The sequence below is a fragment of the Flavihumibacter sp. ZG627 genome (genome assembly GCF_000814325.1).
GTDB lineage: Bacteria > Bacteroidota > Bacteroidia > Chitinophagales > Chitinophagaceae > Flavihumibacter.
The window spans coordinates 309,229-330,028 of the sequence record NZ_JPHF01000004.1 but is presented as its reverse complement, the minus strand read 5'-3'; the positions used below and the strand labels follow the sequence as shown (position 1 = coordinate 330,028).

The following is a 20,800-nucleotide window of genomic DNA, read 5'->3' as shown; positions in this document are numbered from 1 at the left end:
GTTTTGGTTTTTAAAAAGTAAGAAGCAGGATTATTTATGCTCAGTTTTAATTACCTTCGATGCTTATTTTCCTTTGCTGAAGTTGCAATCCCGCTGTGGTTACTTTTAATTTCACTGCTTAGAGGCACAATGGTCAGTTGATTACCGTTAACAGAAAAAGACCTATTTTCCTGAATGCTAAAAATGTTTGGATTCATTATGCGGAAACTCCTTTCAGTGAACAGGTAAAATCCATTTTTTTTAAACACGTAGCGGCTTGTAATGTAGCCTGCTGTGCCCCAACTTGCTGCATCAGCATAGTGTGGATCTGAGGCGCCCGAACAGTTCCCTTTCCCGAAAAGCCTAGCATTGGCCCGCACAGTTTCTTGACCTAAGGGTGTAAGATCCACAGGGCTTTGGGTCGTTTGATTATCCTGCACTTTTACAAGGTTATACTCCTGTCCGGCTCCATTGTTAAGCCTTAATATCCTGCCTCCCCTTACCGCTACAAAACTGGCATCGAACTTATCTGTTTTACCGCCATACCTGTTGCTGGCAGATATTGCCCAATTGCTTACGGTGTAATTGCCCTTGTATTCCTGTTGAAAGGTATTCATGTTGCCTACTGCACCCGTGGCGCCGTTATGGATACTGCTATAGGTGCCGTTGTAATTAAACGTAAAACTGGCGCTTGTAGAAGCCAATGTCATTCCTGCATAATTTTCATATCCCGATGGGCTGGTATAATACCATTGGACCGTGGAAGTGTTCCCGTTTTGCCAGGTGCCTACCACATCAGCGGGGGCCACGGCAAATTTGTTATACCGTGTCATCCCCGCAATGTCGGAGGCGAAAACGTCATTGGCTTTTGGATAGCGTTTGCGGAAAGCCTGCTCATCGGGGGCTGTGCCTATGACGATACTTGTTGCATTGGGTACTATTAGCAGGTACATGCCAATGAAACATTTTTTTCCGGTGCGTTTATCCGTTGCAGCACCTTCCATATAGGGAGGCTTTAAGGCCATGCTGCCACCATCGTTGAATTGTTTTGATTGAACTGAAAACAATTGGGTTACATAGTTCTCCCAGTAAAATTCAGCATCCCGCAGCCCTGTACCACTAAACTGACTGGCATTGTAGGGTACATGGTAAAGAAGGTAAACTGAATGGCCGTTATTTTCAACAAGAACATAATCCTGCATCACTGTACTCACCCAGCCATCATCAAAATTGGAAGTTGTAAACTGGTATTTACCTGTGGAAGGTAATGTGGTGGTATTGGAAAGTGCGGGCTGCCTGGTTGCCTCAGGTTTGTTGAGTTTTACCGAGCTGATAAAATGCTCCATTTCCGGGATAAGGTCTTCTTTATTCATTAGGGCCAGCATACTTAAAACGGTTCCCTCTTTTTCAAAAACAGTGAGCACTGCAATAGCCCGGCCATCGCTTAATTTAATGGTTGCGGCACCTGTTTTAAAGTTCCACCCATCTTGCAGTTTTCCTGTCTCCGTTTCGGGCTTACCGGTAATGGTATAGCGTCTTGCAACCAGTTCCTGCCATTCATTGCTGTAATCTTTTTCCAGTTGGCCATGGCCGGCAATGCTTTTATACACGCCCATCACCAGGTAACTGCCTACAGCCTGGTTTACGAATGTATAGTTGACAACATCCGTCTTCACCTCCTTCTTCCAGTTTTTTGGAACGGTGTAGGATGCGATGTCGAAACTTTCTCGCGTCTGGCTATTGCTAACGAGGCCCGTAAAAAGCAGTAAAAAAGTAATTGACCATTTCATAAAATCATCTTATATTAATTTGAACATAGCTTCGTCGCGGTTCTGAGTAAGGTTTGTTTTGTTGATTTTGAATAATTCTTTCATTACACTGAAGTAAGAGCAAATTTTGATTATCAATTATTGCAGGGGGGAATCAAAAATTCGTCCATGCAGTATTAGTTTCAGCATCCCATCCGTGTTTGCTGCTGATGCTTTGCAACCCGCTTTTGGTATAGGTGTAATAGGTCCATCCAATGCGGGTGGCACGTAGTTGAATGGTGACAACACCATCAGCATCTGCATAATCCACTACTTTAATATTTTCCATGTTGATCTTGTACCTCACCAACCTGCCGCTGAAGTTGGTATAGGTAACTATTATTTCTCCCTGCGGCAGTATTATATTGCTGAGTAAATTGTTGTGCAGGACGCCTGCAGCATTTTCAGCCCCCATACTGAATCGCAATACCGTGCTGTTGGCGGTGGGGTTGCTTTGGAGGTTGTAAACAGGTATCTGCCTTTCATAAAATTTGGTCACTGAAGAACCCCGGACCAGGGTCCCGTCTTCATTTACAAATTTGGCAAAGCTTTCATCTTTTTGAGCCCAAGCTACCAGGGGAAGAAAACATAAAAGGAGGAGCATTATACGCATAGTGTACGCTTTAGTTTGAATTAATTTATTTAGCAGGTTTTTTTGCAGTGGTTTTCTCGTCCCAAACACACCTGCAGGAGTAACCATTGCTGGCCAAAGTATAAATTCGGCCAACTGCGTTGCTGTTATAGTTCACATGATGGTTCCAGAGGTACAACAATCCGTAACGGTCATCATAAACCGTAGAGGTCCAGAAATTGCCGTATTGGTTAACTGTTGTATACTCACCGTTATCGAGCCTTGCACCTGCAGGCTCAATGCTAAAGCCTGAGCTGTTGTTTCCTTTGAAAGGAGATGTTTTCCAGCCTGTACCTGTTTTTATTTTGTCGGCCACATCACCCCTTTCCCCTGTCCAGTCGAGTTCGGCTGCCGGAAACCCGATAAATTTTTCCAATTCCTTCCAATCCTTATCGGTGGAAACCCGCCAGCCTTTGGGACAAAGCTTGCCTGTAGCCACTGCATAGCCGTTGTAGAGCTTGCCATAGCTTTTTTCGTGCAGGGGATTGTTTTCGTAAATACTGTATGCACCCTTTTGGGTTTGCTTCCACTGCTCATCACTGAGCCCTGTGGCAATAGCTGTGGTATCGTTGTATTTGCTAGTGCGTAAATTTTCTTTGAACCAGTATTGGTTGCCTAATTTGATGATGGTGTATTTGTTACTGTCGAGGTCGTAGGCAACGGCGGGGATCTTACCGGCCAATTCGTTGGATGCAGCCTTCTTTGCCTGAATTTGTGCCATGGCAGCAAGATGAGTACACATGAGTAACAAGCATATCCTAATGCAGCGGGTTCTCTCGCAATTCATATTTTAGTTTTTTGTTTTAGCGATAGTAGTCACCACGCCTGCCGGGGTTAGCTTCCGGACGGCATAATTGCCACCATCGAGAATGTAGAGATTGTCTTTGCTGTCGATGGCAAGCCTGACTTTTGAGGGAAAATTAAAAAGTGCTTTCGATGCAGGACCATCCAGGTATCCTTCTTTTGATCGTCCGCCCATATTTGATCCGCATGGTTGAATGAGGCTCGCCCCTGCCACCGTTTTAACTGAATTATTGCTCACTTTGATAATGCGGTTCATCCGCTCATCTGCAAACAACAATTCATTTTTACTGTTGATTACAGTGGGTCCTGGCTGTACAAGTTCTGCTTTTGCAATGTCTCCCTGGGTGTACACAGGGCAAAAATCTCTTTTAAAGCATTGTCCTGCTACCACGGTTACTGTACCGTCAGCGGTTATTTTATTGATACATCGTCCTGCTACAGAACTAATGTATAACATACCATCCCGGTCAACGCCTAAACCCGTTACCTGCCTGATTTTTATAGTGTCACCCCCTTTATCTTTTAATAAAACCTGTTTGTTTTCGGGGGTTAACCGGTAAAAAATGGAAGTAGAGGAATGGTTAATACGACTATTGAAAAATATATTATCTCCCTTGTCAATTGTCATAAATTCTATTTCTGAAAGTTCTACTGGTTTTTTGGCCGCTTCTGCCCAGGCATTTTGGTATTGCTCTGCAGCCGCATGAATGCTTAATTTGCCATCGGGTGCCAGTTTCCAGAGGCTGTGCCAGTAGGGATGGGTCATGAAAATATTCCCTTTTGAATCGGCGACCATCAGCTCAGCGTCGGGTTTTACTGTTCCCCTGAATTCTTTAGCGATATCTTCTGATACATAACTTGATCTGCCATCCGGTGTTATCTTCATCAGCATTCGTTCAAACTCTATGTACAGGTTGTCGGATACATCAACCACTATTTCTCTTGGGGCCCAGGGGAGTTCAATGAGTTTTGTTTGTCCAATACTAACGTTGCTGATCATAACCAGTAACTGAAAAACCAGGGTAACGGTTTTCATTATAGTAAATTTTATTTTTATTGAATAATCCTTTTAAAACATTACTATTTTGCCCAGGTGCCCGCAATCATTTATTTAGGTCCGGATGGGGCCATTTTTCTCAGCACTTTTGCGCTCCCTGGAATTTATTTCTTTTGATGATTTACAACGATTAGGATCAAAGGCTGAACCTTACCACCTGTTTTCTAAAATTAAATAGAAAGTATGCCCCGGAGAATAGGTAAAAAGGACTATATGTTTAGAATTGTAAATGTTTAGGTCCAGCGATTACCATACACTTTATTGATTGCTTCCGTTTTGTTTTGCACGTGTAACTTTTCGTAAATTTTACAAATATGCTGGCGCACTGTATGGAAGCTGATGCCCAGTTGCTGTGCAATTTCTTTATATAATAATCCTTTGGAAAGTAGGCTCAGCACTTCTTTTTCCCGTTTGCTTAATTTGGCGGCCTCGGGTAGTGCAGTGGATGAAGATTGGTTCTGAAAAACGGACAAGAGTTTACGGGCAATGGCGGCACTCATAGGGCTACCTCCCTGGTAAAGCTCCTTAATAGCTTCTATAATTTGTGTGGGCGGTGTTTTTTTTAGCAGGTATCCACTTGCCCCGGCCTTTAATGCCTCAAATACCTGGTCGTTATTTTCATAAACAGTAAACATCATAAACTGTATAGCAGTATCAAGTTGTTTTAACTTTCGTATACATTCTATACCGGTTATGCCAGGTAAATTAATGTCCATTATTACGATATCTGGTTTTAGAAAAGGTATTTCAAGGCTAGCAGCTTCCGCAGTGCGGTACACTGCCAATAGCTGAAGGTCGGTGTCATTATCTATAAAAGCATTTAGCCCTTCAATCACTTCTTCCAGATCTTCAACCAATACTATTTTTATAACAGGCATACATAAAAATATACAATCTGCCGCGGCTGTCAATAGCTATTTTGTGTGGGTTCCAAAGGTATTGTCAGGTATACCACCGTACCTTGTGTGCTATCAAGCTGCATATTACCGCCTATATTCTGCATTCGGTTTTTAATATTGGCGAGCCCATTTGCAAAAGGACGCACAGCAGCGGGGTTGAAGCCGTGGCCATTATCCTTTATGGATACCGTGAGCTGCCCGTCTTTTTCGATTACTATGTGAACTTGGGTGGCTCCCGAATGTTTCACCACGTTGTGCAGGCATTCTTTTAAAGAAAGAAAAATATTGCGTCTGGTTTCGCCGTTGATGCATGTTTCGGGGTATTCGTCTGCTGTAAAATGGAGCGTAATGTTCTTATCCTGAAGATAAGAAGATGCATAGGAGCGACTAAAACTTATCAGGTCATCTAGCGAATCATATCGTTGATTGAGTGCCCACACAATTTCACCCATTTTTTCTGCCATCTCATCGCTGAAGGTGGATATTTTTACCAGGTCATTAGTAAGTGTCGGATCTCCGGTTTTTTGCAGTTGTATTTTTTCACTTAAAAATTTAATGCGTGAAATCGAAGCGCCAAAATCATCATGCATGTCGGTGGCGATCCGTGTCCTTTCTTTTTCAATCGCCTGGTTTTTCTCCTGCATCACTTTATCTTTTCCCATTTTGCGTTGATAATAGTTCCCCACTACTATCCAAATTAATCCGATGCCTGTTAACGCCAGCAAGCTGAAAAACCACCATGTGCTGTACCAGGGAGTGGCAATGCTAAACCTAATGGGCTGCTGTAAATGAAACCACTGCTGATCACCCTTATATTTTGCCCTAACCGTAAAGGTATATTTGCCCGGTGTAAGGGAGGCGTAGGTGGCCGTAGTAGCAGCGTCGTTGTTGATCCATTCATCGTCGGCACCCAGCAGCCGGTAATTGTACTCCACGTTTTTGTTGCCAGATAGATTTATCCCGGCAAAGCTGAACATAATATTGTTTTGTTTTGGTCTTAGCCGTATATTATCAAATGCTGCAACAATTTTTTCTCCATTTACAATCATCTCGTCAATGTAAACAGGCAGGTTTTTTCTGCTGTATTTCAGGAGCGTGTCGGGGTCAAGTTGGATGATTGTATTGCCAGAGCCTATCCACAAACTGTTGTTAGGCGAATCATAATAAATACATTTTTCATCAAATACTTCAGCAGGTAATCCATACTCTTTGGTAAAATTTATAAACCTGTTTTCGGCAACTAATAAACAACTCAATCCTTTTTGGGTGCCTATCCACAATCGGCCTTTATTATCAAACTCAAGTGCGTAAACAAAATTGCTTAGCAACCCGTTGTGGAGATTATATTGCCTGGCAACTTTCAATTGGGGGTTATACATCATTAGTCCTGTACCATCGAGGGCCAACCAGATATTATCCTGGGAATCAGCTTTTACATCATTGATGCCGCCCGTAGGAGAGGAGCCTACACCTTTTACATCGTCAAATGCCACTTCAGTAAAATGATTACTGTCATTGTTCCAGTGCAATAGCTTTGAAGATTTGTTTACGCCGAACCATAGGTCGCCCTTACTGTCTTCTGTGCACGAAGAATAATAACCTGCACCAAAACTGCTGTACCTGCCATTTTTCCGGAAGTATTGGACCCCGGCATTATGTGCCTTTTTACGCAGGAGGCCCCCATTATTATTGCCGCTGTACCATTCATCACCGTTGGTATGCTTAAATGCCAGCAATATCATTTCTGATTGCGAGAAATAATTTTTTAGAAAGTCGGATGTTTTTGAAGTGCCGGTTCGGGTATTGTACCTGGTAATTGCGGGACTACTACCAGTGATCACCAACTCGTCATCCATTTTTCGCATGCACCATGCAGGGGCTGGCGACAGTTTTTTTTCAACAGTCACCTGCCCCATCGGGCTGATTGTATAGATGCTATCATGCTCCAGCGCTGCTGCATATATGGAACCAGCCTGTGCAGGAGCCAGTTGGATCAGTCTTATATCGGGTTTAATGCCTTTCCGAACCTGGCTCCAGCTTTTAAGACCCGCTGTATTTTTAATAATACTTATGCCTGCATTTGTACCAAACCAATCATGTTGGTCACCGTCGGTATAGTGAACAAGGCTGTTGGAAAAAAATACCGGGCTTTTTTCGTCAGCAGACAAGGTGCTGATTTTTTTAGTACGGGTGTTTAAAGTTTTTATCCCACCGGTTTCGTAAGAGCCTATCCATAAGATGCTATCATTTTTTGGAGTTATAAAACTAATATTGCTATTATTGATATTGCCAGGCCCTGTGCCCCGTCTATAATTACACAGCAACTGCCCGTATGCATTAAATTGGTAAATGCCCGTGTAATAGTTAGAAAAATAAAAAGATTGACCCAAGGAGTCATAATACTTAAAAAACAATGAAGGATCCTTCATTGTTTTTTCCAATCGTACAATGAAGGGTGTATACCTTTTTTTTTGTGTATCGTAAATAAAATATTCGCGGGGAGTGCCAGTGAGTATTTTATCCTGTGGCAACCGTACTGCAATTACCGGCAATCCTTTTTGCTGCAGCGGTGGGGTAAGGGTAAGTTCTATTTTCAGGTCGTCATTTATGAGCAGGCATGAATCTGCCAGGCTAATACTCATTAAATCAGTTGTAAATGGTTTAATAAAATGAACATTGAACTTTTTAAAGGCTGTGGGAGTTTCAAATACATGTGTAATTGTATTCAGCAGGGTGAGTTTACCCCTTGCATTTATTAAAAGTTTTAGCGGGGTATATTCATGTATTGAATACACAGAATTAGCCTGCAGGACATCATTACCGGGTCGGGCAAAATAATTTTTAAAATGAACACCATCATACCTGCTCAATCCCTCGTTGGTACCAAACCAAAAAAAACCCCGGCTGTCCTTTGTAATGCATAATACAGTATTATCTGCCAGGCCGTTGGCTATCGTTAAATTAGTGCAGGTAATGAAATTGGGTTGCCCAGTCACATAAATACTTAGCAGCCACATTATCCCAAAACAAACAGCCGGTTTCAACATTCTTAAAATTACTTATTTATGTGAGGAATCTGCTTTAGAGTGCATGCAATTTTATACTATGTGTGGCTTGCCAGCTTCGAAGTAGCAAGGATAGAATTTCAGTTAATCAGTAGATATTATCTGATTTTTTCAGAAAGTAACCTATGTTTTGGAAACCTTGTTGCCCACTTTGTTGCCAAATCGTTGAAACCCTTGATATACAAGGAAAGCTAAACTCTGTATCAGCAAGTAAAAGGATAGACAACTTTATTAAAAAGAATCGTTGCTATTTTATGTTGCTGTCATGGTCGTAGGTTTGATCTTGATCTTTTTTCAAAAACATTAAGCTAGAGACTCAAGACAATGAGTATAACCTAAGTTGAGAAAATGGTAGAGGGACGGCTCTTGACAGCGTAGAAAACCTCGAAATGCTCCACAATTTAAAACAGGCTTTAAATAATAATCCTGCAGCCCTAAACTTTTTTTATGAATTTCCAGCTTCGGTGAAAAAAGTTATTTTAGAGTGGATACAAAATGCAAAGGTGAAGTAACCATCCTCCCCGCTAATTCACTTCGCCAGCAACGTATATACTTTTCCAGCCGAGGTTGTAATGTCATATTCAAAGGTTTCCTTAACCTTCAGTAGCTGAATATTCGCTTTTGGCGAAATGATCGGTTCGGGTGTTTCGTCAACATAAAAGAACGGGTTGGTGTTATTGCCGGAGGAAGGCTTAAGAAGATCTCCATTGTCATTCTTCATTGCATTAGGTACGCGTAAACGAAGATTGCCACCCAGCCTGGCCTTTATTATCACTTTAGCAATTTTACCGGCTTCCCATTCCATACTGACTATTTCAAACCCTCCTCTTGCGCGCAAACCACTAATAGTCCCGGCCGGCCATTTATCAGGAAGGGCAGGAAGCAAATGCAAACTACCATCTGAACTTTGCATAAGCATTTCTACTATACCGGATGTACATCCGAAATTGCCATCGATCTGAAAAGGCGGATGCGCATCAAATAGATTGTTGTATGTGCCTCCCCCGCCTGGATTGGTGCCCACTGGTGTAAGCTGATCCTGAATCAATTTGTAGGCATGATTTCCATCAAGCATACGAGCCCACCAATTTACTTTCCAGCCCATACTCCAACCTGTTGATACATCACCACGGTGTATAAGTGTTGTTGACGCCGCGGAATGCAGTTGTGGTGTTCGATATGCTGATATCTGGTTGGATGGAAATAAGCCGTAAAGATGCGAGATGTGACGGTGCTGATCTTTTGGATCATCGATATCTTCCAGCCATTCCTGTAATTGCCCGTGTTGCCCGATTTGCATGGGCGCGAGTTTTCTTCTCAACGCTAGCAGAGTGTCCGCAAATGTCCTGTCAGTGTTTAACATCTCTGCTGCTCTGATAGTAGTACTTAAGATGTCAAACACAATCTGATTATCCATCGTTGCGCCTGCAGCAATAGAAGTTTCTTCGTGTGCTTTTGGTGCATTTTCTGGTGACATGCCAGGGTTTACAACAAGCCAATCATGATTCGGATGCTTCACTAAAAAGTCAACATAAAACAAAGCTGCACCTTTCAATATGGGATATATTGACTGCAGGTATTTTTTGCTTCCGCTGTAGAGAAAATGCTCCCATAAATGCTGACTCATCCATCCTGCGCTCCCGTTCCAGCAGCCCCACAAAGCTCCGTCTACGGCCCCTGTAGTACGCCAGATATCAGTGTTGTGATGCGCTACCCATCCACGCGCTCCATACATGCCCCGTGCTGTTTCCTGGCCTGTTTCCGACAAATCCTCCACCATCTTTAAAAATGGTTCATGAAGTTCTGCAAGATTGGTTTTCTCCGCTGGCCAGTAATTCATTTGTGCATTAATGTTGATGGTATACTTGCTATCCCAAGGTGGACGCATGGAAGGATTCCAGATTCCCTGAAGATTCGCCGGCTGTCCCCCCGGTTGTGAAGATGAGATCAGCAGGTAGCGACCGAATTGAAAATAAAGGGCTGCCAGATGAGGGTCGTTGGAATTGCGGAAGTTTTTCAATCGCTCATCGGTGGGCAATTTCGCAATATCGGTTGTGCCGAGATCGAGTGTTACGCGGTTAAAATATTTTTGATATTCAGCAACATGTTTTTTCACCAGCACATCAAAGGATTGGGAATACGCATGGTCCAGCTTATTCTTTGCAAGCGTCTGATCGTTACCGCTTATATCCTGGTAAGATTTGAAATTTGTTGCAACTGAAATATAAATAGTAACCGCGTTTGCTTTGTTTACAATGATGGCGCTATCATTCACCGTCACGCTCCCTCCTTCTGATTTGATTCGCGAAATTGATGTGAAACGAATTTTTCCCCTGACCCCTTCATGATCAATGGTAGAGCCCGCTACAATTATTTCGTGCGATGTATTGGTAATAACACTGGCATTCGGCTGAGGGGTAGAAAAATTCGCTATGAATGAAATCTTTCCTGGTTTGCTTGCGGTTAATCGAACTGCAATAACGCTATCTGAAAGAGACGCGATCATTTCACGTTTGTAATTAACATCATCTACCGTGTAGGATACTTGCGCCACTGCTCTTTCAATGTCAAGATCACGGTAGTATTTGGTGAATCTTTCATGACCTTTAAAAGCCAGCTTAAAATTTCCAACCGGCAGAAACATCTGACCGTGAGAGTTTTTTGTAATGATCGCTTTCCCAATAAGCTCCTCCGCTTCCTTGTATCGTCCATCAAATACGAGTTGCCTTATCTTCGGGAGCATGGCTAAAGCTTCCGGATTATCATTCCGGTTTGGACCTCCACTCCATAATGTGTGTTCATTTAGCTGGATGATCTCTTCTTCGGGATTTCCGTATACCATTGCCCCAAGTCTGCCGTTGCCAATTGGCAACGCATTTTCCCAGCTATTACGGGAGGGCGTTTTATACCAGAGCCTGAGCGGTATTTTTTCTTGTGCTGTCGCCGTGATGGTGATTGTCAACAGAACACATAAAGAAAATATTTTCATTTTCCTTTTTTAATTATTATGAGTTAATCTCAATCATTGCTTTGATAATACCACCGGTAGGATTCAGCCAGGTTTCAAAATGTTTAGCTGCATCCTCAAAACCTGCCCGATGTGTAATATATGTCTCCGGATCAATGAGCTGCTTTTTCATTGAGTCAATAACAAATTCAAAATCCTCTCTCGTTGCATTACGACTACTCATAAGGGTTGCTTCGCGCTTATGGAATTCAGGATGGCTAAAGGAAATATGTTCACGTTGCAAACCTATCAGAACGTAACGCCCTCCATGCGACATGTATTGAAACCCTTTGTTTATGGCCTGAACATTACCTGTAGCATCTATCACGACCGAAGGCATATCCTTTCTGGTAATTTCCTGAAGAATATTGAGCACATCCGCATCGCGCGCATTAATTGTGTAATCTACCTTCAGGTGATCACGGCAGAATTGCAGACGGTGATCATTCGTGTCTAATGCAATAACTTTAGCTCCCGCAATTCTCGCGAACTCCATTGTGCCAATGCCAATTGGACCAGCACCCATTACCAAAACAAATTCACTGCGCTTTATTTCAGCACGGCGTACACCATGTGCACCAATAGCCAGTGGTTCAACAAGGGCCATCGCATCCAGAGAAAGCCCATCACTGTGTAACAACGATGCCGATGGAACGGAGATATATTCCGCCATACCACCATCCATATGTACCCCACATACCCTGATGCTTTCACAACAATTTTGTTTGCCAGCAGCGCACGCAGCGCAGGTGCCACAGCTGAAGTATGGGATCAGCGATACTATTTCCCCTGTTTGGAAACCCGGCGCATTATCGGCCGAAACCAATTCTCCTGCTAACTCGTGTCCAAGTATTATCGGATAGCTTAGAAAAGGTTGGGTGCCCTCGTATGCATGCAAATCAGTGCCACATACACCTATCCGTTTTATTTTAATGATAGCTTTGTTCGCTTCGCTTTCAGGTTTCTGTTTTTGATGATATTCGAACTTCCTGGGTTCCACGCAAACTATTGTCTTCATGATTTCATTTCGGTCAGTGAAACAATTAAAATACAGCTTTTGCATAACTTCACCCTCATTATCCTGGGTGACCTCTAAACTATTATGCGAAAAAAGAATGTTGTCGAGTTTGTAATTAAACAGCAAAAGATTAGAATTGCTGATCTTTCAATATGTTTTTTAGTATTGGTTGCAATTTCCGGTTGCGGCACAGGGAGTACCGCAAATAATGTGGAACATACTATTGATTCTGTTCATTCCTGTATGCAAGTGCCTTCCCGCTTTGGCATAATAACAACAGACTCTCTGCCATCAGGAAATCAGGATAACCCTTATGCCGGCATGGTATTGATCCCCGCCGGCAGTTTTGAAATGGGTGGTGATAATGAACAGGCTTCTGCTGATGAATATCCAAAGCATAAAGTGTCTGTGGATTCCTTCTATATGGATATTACAGAAGTTACCAATGCTCAGTTTAAAGCTTTTGTTGATGCAACAGGATACATCACTACAGCAGAGCGCAAGCCAAGCTGGGAAGAATTGCAAAAGACGCTACCTCCCGGAACACCCAGGCCACCGGATAGTGTGATGGTTGCAGCTTCATTAGTATTCAGACAAACATCCCAACCAGTTCCCTTAAATGATTATACACAATGGTGGATTTGGATGGAAGGAGCCGATTGGAAACATCCTGAAGGCCCCCAAAGTAATATTAGTGGTAAGATGGATTTCCCGGTTGTGCATGTCAGTTGGTATGATGCGATGGCTTATTGTAAATGGGCGGGTAAAAGATTACCTACTGAAGCCGAATGGGAATATGCAGCAAGGGGCACACTCGCCAATAATATTTATCCCTGGGGCAATGAGCATATAAACACTGCAGCACCTAAAGCCAATAGCTGGGAAGGCAGTTTCCCTTATTTAAATGAGCAACGTGATGGGTTTATTAAACATGCTCCCGTCAAAACCTTTAACTGCAACCGGTACGGTCTCTTTGATATGGCCGGAAATGTATGGGAGTGGTGCAATGATTGGTATGATCATGATTACTACAGTTCGCTTGCAGGTAAGGCAAGTATTAATCCACCCGGGCCTCAGAAGAGTTTTGATCCCCAGGATCCCTATACGCCCAAAAAAGTATTACGCGGCGGTAGCTTTCTGTGCAACGACAGTTATTGTAGTGGCTACCGTGTTGCCAGGCGAATGAAAAGCAGTCCCGATACCGGACTTGAACATACGGGATTTCGATGTGTGAAAGATCTGGATTAGTTCTCCTGCTAAAACCATTGACAAAAGTCAATGCTATTTCTTGTTTAAAGGCATTGGAGCATGGGTACAACCCTGAGTAGCTTTGATTCATAAACAAAAACAGTTTTATGGAAACAAATCAAAGCTCAAGCGACTTCACTGGAAAAGTAGCCATTGTATCTGGTGGCGGATCCGGAATTGGTGCAGCAACAGCTAAGCTTCTTGCTGCCGGTGGTGCATCGGTGGTGCTTTCTGACATCAACTTATCCGCTGCAGAAAAAATAGCCGCAGAAATCACAGCATCAGGCGGTAAGGCGGCGCCATTCAAAGCAGATGCGTCTAAACCTGAAGACTCCCAGGCTACTGTTGAATTTGCCAAAAAGACCTATGGCGCCTTACACCTGGCATACAATAATGCCGGCATTGTTGGTCCGGAGAAATATGTAGGCGACCTTACTCCCGAGGGTTGGCAGAGTGTGATCAACCTCAATTTAAATGGCGTCTTTTATGCCATGCATTACCAGATTCCGGCAATCCTGGCATCAGGTGGTGGAGCCATTGTGAACACTTCTTCTATTGCTGGTTTTATAGGAATTGCTAACCTTAGCGCTTATGTAGCCTCTAAGCACGGGGTAGCTGGACTCACAAAATCAGCTTCTATTGAATACGGCAAACAGGGTATCCGCATCAACTCGGTACACCCGGGTTATATTATGACGCCACTTATTGCGCAGTGGACCGACACTGATCTTGGCGCACTGGAAGCAATGCATCCGATAGGTCGACTCGGTCAGCCAGAGGAAATTGCAGAGGTTGTATATTTCCTGCTTTCCAACAAAGCTTCGTTCATGAGCGGTAGCCAGGTAGTGGTTGACGGTGGATTTCTGAGTGTATAGAATAATGATTATTGTTATATTCCGGAACGGGAAGTGATCTTGCATGCAAGCACCTTCCCGTTTTGGTATTATAATTACTGATAAAATTATTTAACCACTATGCATTTCCACCTTAAACCTTTGTCAGTGCTCTTGCCCTTAGCACTGTGTATGATTTTGCTGAACCAGGATCTAAACGCGCAGGCAACCGGCTCCGAAACATTTACAGTTACTCATGTGCCGGCAGAAAACGGTGCCTATACAATTCAACCTGCAATTGCAGATGCTACAAGGGTTAAAGCCGGAACTGTATTGACTGTAATCGCGAAACCCTCACCCAAATATAGCCTTGATGCTATTTACTATACAGTTAAAGGCGGGATGTGGGGCACAACCAGCTACGAAAGTTTTTCTTCTCCCATGATCATCAGGGTTGATAAGGATATGTCGATCGGCGCAACATTTGTTGAAAGGGAACTTGTAGAGAATTTAAATCTAACGCAGGATGTGGTTTATGCTAAACCGGGTAATAAAGCACTGAAGTACGATGTGTTTTCACCAAAGGGTGCACGCAATCTTCCCTGCATTGTAATAGTTCATGGAGGTGGCTGGTCTTCAAACAATGAAGATATCATGAGAGGACTGGCCCGTGAAGTAGCAAAAGGTGGGAAGTATGTGGTATTCAGTATCGACTATCGTTGGGTTAACAAACTGGATGGTGATGAAAAGCCCAACTACATGCATAATCTTATTGAAGATGTATTCGGGGCCATTGCGCATATACAGGAACATGCTGCCACCTATGGTGGTGATCCTAAACGAATAGCTGTTACCGGCGACAGCGCAGGAGGTCATTTATCTGAATCTGCGGCATTGCTCTCTCCCTTGATTGGAGATGGCGGCTTCGGTGCCCGTGCCGGGGTTTACGAGTATCTGCCCAGCTATATGCCAAAAGGAAAATCTCTTGACCAGGTGCGCCAGGAAATTATGGACGCGGTTAAAGCAGTAGCGCCAAGTTATGGACCTTCAGACGCGCGCCATTTCAAAATGTTCATTGAACAGACCAGCGATGAATACTATGATGCCGTATCACCTGTAAAACATGTACCTCAGGTAAGACAGAGAGCCCTGCCTCACTTCATTGTGCGTGGCAAAAAGGATGACCTTGTAACACATGCAGTTGTTCAGTCATATGTGGATGTTTTGAAGTCAGCCGGACAAAGAGTGGAATATATCCAGGTGGATGATGCAGGACATGCGTTCTTTGATTGGAAACCAGATGCCGCAACCAGGGCTACATTTGCGAAGTATGGCATAAAGTACGCAGCAGAGATGCAGGCTTTTTTTGATACTGTGTTCAAATAGTTGTCATTATATGCTTCACTAATTTAGGCATAGCTTTGCCCGGTAATAATTTTAAAAACTGACGAAATAATTTGCAATGGAATTAATAATTGCCCTGGTAACATTAATACTCCTGGAAGTAGTATTAGGGATAGACAACATCATTTTTATTTCCATTGTAACAGACCGCTTGCCGGCACATCAGCAAAAAAAGGGAAGACGGCTTGGACTTTTGCTGGCTATGCTTATGCGCCTTTTGTTGTTAACGATTATTTCTTTCATTCTCAAATTAGAAGGAAATCTTTTCACCATCCTTTCAAACAACATATCCGGTAAAGACCTGATACTGATAGCAGGTGGAATTTTCCTGTTGTACAAAAGCGCCTCCGAAATTTATCATAAGATGGAAGGGGAGGACGGTGATACCTCTAAAAACATCAAGGTCACTACATTTGGAAGCGCAATTGGACAGATCCTTATCCTTGACCTGGTGTTTTCTGTAGATAGTATTATAACAGCAGTTGGAATGGTTGACCAGCTTTGGATAATGTATACAGCCGTTGTGGTAAGCGTTGGCGTTATGCTTTTTGCCTCAGAACCCATAAGCAAGTTCGTAAACAACCACCCTGCTTTTAAAATGCTTGCGCTGAGTTTTTTATTATTGATAGGTGTTTCATTGATCGCGGAAGGTTTAGAAGTCCATATTCCTAAAGGATATATTTATTTCTCCATGGCCTTTGCTTTGCTCGTAGATGTTTTCCAAATGAAGATGAACAAGCGGAAGCCAGCGCCGGTTAAAACACATGAGCATTACCTCCCCGAAGAGGCAGATACAAAAATTGATATCTAAACAAGATGCCCCTTAGCGCTAATGCGAGAATAAAGTGGCTGGTTGCAGGTATTTTGTTCGCGGCGTTCTGGGCGTCCGCAGCCACTGCCACCAAAATTGGTCTTGCTTTTGCCCAGCCCCTGGTGATAGCAGAAATGCGTTTTGGATTGGCTGCCCTTATCATGCTCATCATAGCGCATCTAATCAAAGGCCATCGATTGCCGGTAGGTAAAGAATGGAAACAAATAGCAATTTATGGGCTGCTTAATATCACCATTTATTTAGGCTGCTATGTTATTGCAATGCAAACAGTCACCGCAGGGATTGGTTCACTGGCCATTGCTACCAACCCCGTTTTTATCAGTTTTTTTTCCGTCTTCTTTTTAAGGAAAAGGTTGACATGGCCCATTATTGCTGCCCTCATTGTATGTACAGCCGGAGTGCTTACTGCTGCCTGGCCTTTGTTTGCAGGCGCTGAAATAACAACAGGTGGTTTACTGCTTTTACTTTTTAGTATGCTCTGTTACTCGCTCGGGGCCATTTATTTTTCCTCTTTGAAGTGGAATGATCTTTCCTTATTTACCATCAATGGCTGGCAAACATTTTTAGGTGGCTTGTTCCTATTGCCGGTAACTATATTTTATTATGAAGGCAGTTCCAATCTTTTTAATAGTACCTTCTGGTGGTCGGTCGCCTGGCTGGCTATTCCTGTTTCTATTATTGCCGTACAGCTTTGGTTATGGTTATTACAAACAAATGCTGTAAGGGCCGGACTCTGGCTGTTTTTATGTCCATTGTTCGGTTATGTATTTGCCGCCTGGTGGATGAAGGATGCGATAAGTACGTATACTGTAATCGGTGTAATATTGGTTATTGCAGGCTTATTGCTATCAAAATTAAAAACAGGCTAGCAGTAAATTGTTCTTGAATAAACGCACTTAAGCATCTTTATCTTCGCCAGTTAATATATTGCTCCTGATGAAAAAATTCTTTCCTCTGCTTATTATTTTTCTTGCTGCCTTCACAGTCTTACCTGCGCAAGACAGTTTGCATACAGTATCATTACTCATTAAAAATGCAGATGAGAAAAATGCTCTGGCAGGGGCAACTGTCACCATTGATTCTCTCAACATAACAGTGGTTGCCGACAGCACCGGACTGGCCATCTTTACTAAGGTACCAAAGGGAAGGTATTCTATAACGGTGACCTTCATAGGTTTTGAAGAACAGAAGCTAATGCTGACTGTGCCGCCATTGTCAACTGATCCTTATGAAATATTCCTTGAAGAAGGAGAGGAGCATCAGGAAGAAGAAGTATTTGTAACCGCTACCAGGCTTAGCAGAACAATAGCGAATATCCCTACCCGTATTGAAGTGCTAAGTGGAGAAGAACTCGCAGAGAAAGGAAATATGCGGCCAGGAAATCTCCAGATGCTTTTGAATGAAACAACCGGCATACAGACGCAGGTAACTTCACCCGCCTCTGCTAATGCCAGCATTCGTATTCAGGGATTGGACGGTCGCTATACCCAGATTCTGAAAGACGGATTCCCTCTCTATGCCGGCTTTTCCGGGGGATTGAGCATCATGCAGATCGCACCACTTGATCTTCGACAGGTAGAAGTTATTAAAGGATCCGCCTCCACACTTTTTGGTGCAGGTGCTATCGCCGGATTGGTAAATCTTGTTTCAAAAGTTCCAACCGATGAAAGGGAGATCAGCTTCCTCGCCAATGGCACAACTGCGGGGGGACTCGATCTAAGCGGGTTTTACAGTGAGAAGTATGGCACACTGGGCCTAACCGTTTTCGGATCGAGGAATAGCGGTAGCCCTTTTGATCCGGCTGATATCGGCCTGACGGCTATCCCTAAGTTTGAACGATATACCATCAATCCAAGGCTGTTTTTTTATGGCAATAAAACCACCGCCAATGCCGGCTTCAGTTATATCACGGAAGACAGACTCGGTGGCTCCGTAGGTTATATCAAGCGTGGAACCGAAGGCTATTTTGAAGAGAATAATACAGACCGCTTTACCACACAACTGGCAATCACCCACCGGCTCACAGATAAATCTACCCTGAATTTTAAAAACAGTTATAGCCACTTTGACCGGCAGCTTCAAGTTCCTTCCTACCGGTTCAAGGGACTGCAAAAATCCAGCTTTTCTGAGTTTACGTTTACCCATGAACGGGAGAAAGCAGATTGGATTATTGGCGCTAATTTCCTCACGGATGATTTTGAGGAGGAGCAGCAGTCAGCTGATCCGCTTCGCAATTATCACTACAACACCTACGGCATCTTTGTCCAGAACCAGTGGGCACCCAATGATTTCCTGACCCTGGAAACCGGTCTCCGCGGTGATTATGTAAACGAGTATGGATTTGAACTCCTTCCAAGGGTCTCTGCCATGCTGCGCTTCACGCCCCAGCTCACAGCGCGTATTGGTGGAGGGTTCGGCTATAAAACACCCACCGTATTCAATGAAGAATCAGAACGTATCCAGTTTCAGAATATTCTTCCCATCAATAACTCCACCACCAACAATGAACGCTCTGTTGGAAGCAACATCGATCTGAACTATCGCACAAATATTGGCGAACTTGGATTTACCATCAACCAGCTCTTTTTCTATACCCGTCTCAACAAGCCGCTGGTCCTCACCAGCAATGGTGCTGATTCTGAGTTCGTGAATGCCGATGGTTATATAGATACCAGGGGAATGGAAACCAACCTGCGACTTACCTACGGCGATTTTAAACTCTTTGTTGGCTACACCTATGCAGATGTGAATACACATTTTGAGGGAACTAAAGAATGGTTTCCGCTCACGGCAAGGCATAGATTAAATAACGTGCTGATGTTTGAGAAGGATGAGAGACTGAAGATCGGGTTGGAAGCTTATTATTTCAGTCCGCAGCGCCTCAGCGACGGTGCCCTTGGAAAATCATACTGGATAATGGGACTGATGGGGGAAAAGGTTTGGGAGAAGTTTTCCCTATTTATAAACTTCGAGAATTTCACCAATACCCGCCAAACCAGGTTTGATACGATCTACACGGGTGCAATCACCAATCCCGTCTTCCGTGATATCTATGCACCCCTGGAAGGGTTTGTAGTGAATGGCGGCATTAAGATCAGGCTATAAACAGTAATTCTGGTAGGCAATTCAGTAATTGAGGTTGGTGCAGGTTGCCGATTGCTGGTAGATTTGGGTTAAAAAATTATATGAAGCAGTCATTCCTTCTTCTTTGCTTTTTAACGATAGCAATCCAATTCACCTCGGCGCAGTCAACCAGTAACGCTGCCCCCACCCAGGCCGAGCAGGAAATCATCAATCTCTCCAAAGAGAAATGGCAGTGGATGGCCGATAAGAATGTTGACAAGCTGGCCCCGCTATTCCATGATGAGTCCAAATTTGTGCATATGAGCGGAACCTGGAAAAAGGACGAGGAACTGGAGATTATCAAAACCGGAAGTATCTGGTATAAAAAGGCCGATGTGCACGACGTGGCAGTTGAAATGTTTGACAATACAGCTATCGCCTGGAGCCGCATTACCCTGGCAGCCGTGGTAAGAGGCAATGAAGTGTCAACCCAATTTACAGTTACAGAAGTTTTTAAGAAGGAAAATAGTGGATGGAAGCTGTTGGCGTTGACGTTTAGCAGTGTCCGCGACACCCATATCATTAAACACTAAAAAGATTTAACAGAACATTAATTGCCGACCATTCTGCCTAAATAATTATTACCTTTAAATGTACTTATCTTCTCAGATAAACTCCCCAATCTCATGGCAACATTCAACCTGACTGTTAACGGAAAAAAGCAAGAATTAAATGTTGATCCGAGTACGCCATTGTTATGGGTATTGCGCGATCACCTCAACCTGGTAGGAACCAAATTCGGCTGTGGCATGGCTCAATGCGGTGCCTGCACCATTCACCTTGATGGCAAGGCCGTCCGCTCTTGCATATTGCCCGTGTCTGCGGTGGGCGACCAGGAAGTGACCACCATTGAGGGACTATCAGAAAACGGTGACCATCCCGTGCAGAACGCATGGCTTGAACATGATGTGCCCCAGTGCGGCTATTGCCAGGCGGGACAGATCATGAGCGCTGTCGCCCTGCTGAAAGAGAATCCCACTCCAACCGATGAGCAGATCGAAAACACGATGAGTGGAAATATCTGCCGCTGTGGTACCTATACCCGCATCAAGGCAGCAATCAAAACAGCTTCTAAAACCATTAACGCTTAAG

At 43.6% G+C, this 20,800-nt stretch carries 17 protein-coding genes; 9 read left to right on the top strand and 8 right to left on the bottom strand.

Annotation, left to right across the window (positions count from 1 at the left end; translation table 11 throughout):
* Window positions 1–50: 50 nt before the first annotated feature.
* The 6 genes from HY58_RS10965 to HY58_RS10940 form a co-directional block, all read right to left on the bottom strand.
* On the bottom strand, window positions 51–1,769 hold the full coding sequence (locus tag HY58_RS10965; RefSeq protein WP_039131689.1) for a hypothetical protein: 1,719 nt from the start codon (window positions 1,767–1,769) through the stop codon (window positions 51–53).
* A gap of 133 nt (window positions 1,770–1,902) precedes the next feature.
* Window positions 1,903–2,400, bottom strand: coding sequence for a hypothetical protein (locus HY58_RS10960; protein ID WP_039131687.1), 498 nt, complete (start codon window positions 2,398–2,400; stop codon window positions 1,903–1,905).
* Window positions 2,401–2,425: 25 nt separating this feature from the next.
* Window positions 2,426–3,139 carry a fibrobacter succinogenes major paralogous domain-containing protein gene (locus tag HY58_RS18890; protein WP_052324055.1) on the bottom strand — a complete coding sequence of 238 codons (714 nt, stop codon included), beginning with the start codon at window positions 3,137–3,139 and terminating at the stop codon, window positions 2,426–2,428.
* 69 nt (window positions 3,140–3,208) lie between these two features.
* Window positions 3,209–4,258 (bottom strand): hypothetical protein, encoded by a 1,050-nt coding sequence (locus HY58_RS10950; protein WP_039131684.1) that lies wholly within the window; start codon window positions 4,256–4,258, stop codon window positions 3,209–3,211.
* A gap of 254 nt (window positions 4,259–4,512) precedes the next feature.
* Entirely contained in the window at window positions 4,513–5,157 is a 645-nt protein-coding gene (locus tag HY58_RS10945) for a response regulator transcription factor (protein WP_039131682.1), read from the bottom strand.
* A gap of 29 nt (window positions 5,158–5,186) precedes the next feature.
* Window positions 5,187–8,225: a sensor histidine kinase gene (locus tag HY58_RS10940; RefSeq protein ID WP_082022137.1), complete on the bottom strand. Its 3,039-nt coding sequence runs from the start codon at window positions 8,223–8,225 to the stop codon at window positions 5,187–5,189.
* 407 nt (window positions 8,226–8,632) lie between these two features.
* Here HY58_RS10940 and HY58_RS20025 point away from each other — a divergent pair, with 407 nt between their 5' ends.
* Window positions 8,633–8,755, top strand: coding sequence for a YdeI/OmpD-associated family protein (locus tag HY58_RS20025; RefSeq protein WP_082022136.1), 123 nt, complete (start codon window positions 8,633–8,635; stop codon window positions 8,753–8,755).
* A 17-nt stretch (window positions 8,756–8,772) separates the two neighbouring features.
* Here the strand turns inward: HY58_RS20025 and HY58_RS10935 are convergent, their stop codons facing one another.
* The gene (locus HY58_RS10935; protein ID WP_039131678.1) at window positions 8,773–11,232 is read right to left on the bottom strand and encodes a glycoside hydrolase N-terminal domain-containing protein; all 2,460 of its coding nucleotides are present in this window, start codon (window positions 11,230–11,232) and stop codon (window positions 8,773–8,775) included.
* Window positions 11,233–11,248: 16 nt separating this feature from the next.
* On the bottom strand, window positions 11,249–12,268 hold the full coding sequence (locus HY58_RS10930; RefSeq protein ID WP_039131675.1) for a zinc-binding alcohol dehydrogenase family protein: 1,020 nt from the start codon (window positions 12,266–12,268) through the stop codon (window positions 11,249–11,251).
* Between the two features lie 210 nt (window positions 12,269–12,478).
* Between HY58_RS10930 and HY58_RS10925 the strand changes: the two genes are divergently transcribed.
* The 8 genes from HY58_RS10925 (at window position 12,479) to HY58_RS10890 (ending at window position 20,799) form a co-directional block, all read left to right on the top strand.
* The gene (locus tag HY58_RS10925; protein ID WP_253271548.1) at window positions 12,479–13,516 is read left to right on the top strand and encodes a formylglycine-generating enzyme family protein; all 1,038 of its coding nucleotides are present in this window, start codon (window positions 12,479–12,481) and stop codon (window positions 13,514–13,516) included.
* Window positions 13,517–13,623: 107 nt separating this feature from the next.
* Window positions 13,624–14,391, top strand: coding sequence for an SDR family NAD(P)-dependent oxidoreductase (locus HY58_RS10920; protein WP_039131672.1), 768 nt, complete (start codon window positions 13,624–13,626; stop codon window positions 14,389–14,391).
* A 150-nt stretch (window positions 14,392–14,541) separates the two neighbouring features.
* Window positions 14,542–15,735 carry an alpha/beta hydrolase gene (locus HY58_RS10915; RefSeq protein WP_052324054.1) on the top strand — a complete coding sequence of 398 codons (1,194 nt, stop codon included), beginning with the start codon at window positions 14,542–14,544 and terminating at the stop codon, window positions 15,733–15,735.
* A gap of 76 nt (window positions 15,736–15,811) precedes the next feature.
* Window positions 15,812–16,564, top strand: a complete 753-nt coding sequence (locus HY58_RS10910; protein ID WP_039131670.1) for a TerC family protein — start codon at window positions 15,812–15,814, stop codon at window positions 16,562–16,564.
* A 5-nt stretch (window positions 16,565–16,569) separates the two neighbouring features.
* A complete protein-coding gene (locus HY58_RS10905) occupies window positions 16,570–17,454 on the top strand; it encodes a DMT family transporter (RefSeq protein WP_039131667.1) in 885 nt (294 codons plus the stop codon).
* A gap of 67 nt (window positions 17,455–17,521) precedes the next feature.
* Window positions 17,522–19,690 carry a TonB-dependent receptor domain-containing protein gene (locus HY58_RS10900; RefSeq protein ID WP_039131665.1) on the top strand — a complete coding sequence of 723 codons (2,169 nt, stop codon included), beginning with the start codon at window positions 17,522–17,524 and terminating at the stop codon, window positions 19,688–19,690.
* Window positions 19,691–19,770: 80 nt separating this feature from the next.
* A complete protein-coding gene (locus HY58_RS10895; protein WP_039131662.1) occupies window positions 19,771–20,241 on the top strand; it encodes a nuclear transport factor 2 family protein in 471 nt (156 codons plus the stop codon).
* A gap of 93 nt (window positions 20,242–20,334) precedes the next feature.
* Window positions 20,335–20,799: a (2Fe-2S)-binding protein gene (locus HY58_RS10890; protein ID WP_039131660.1), complete on the top strand. Its 465-nt coding sequence runs from the start codon at window positions 20,335–20,337 to the stop codon at window positions 20,797–20,799.
* Window position 20,800: the final 1 nt, after the last annotated feature.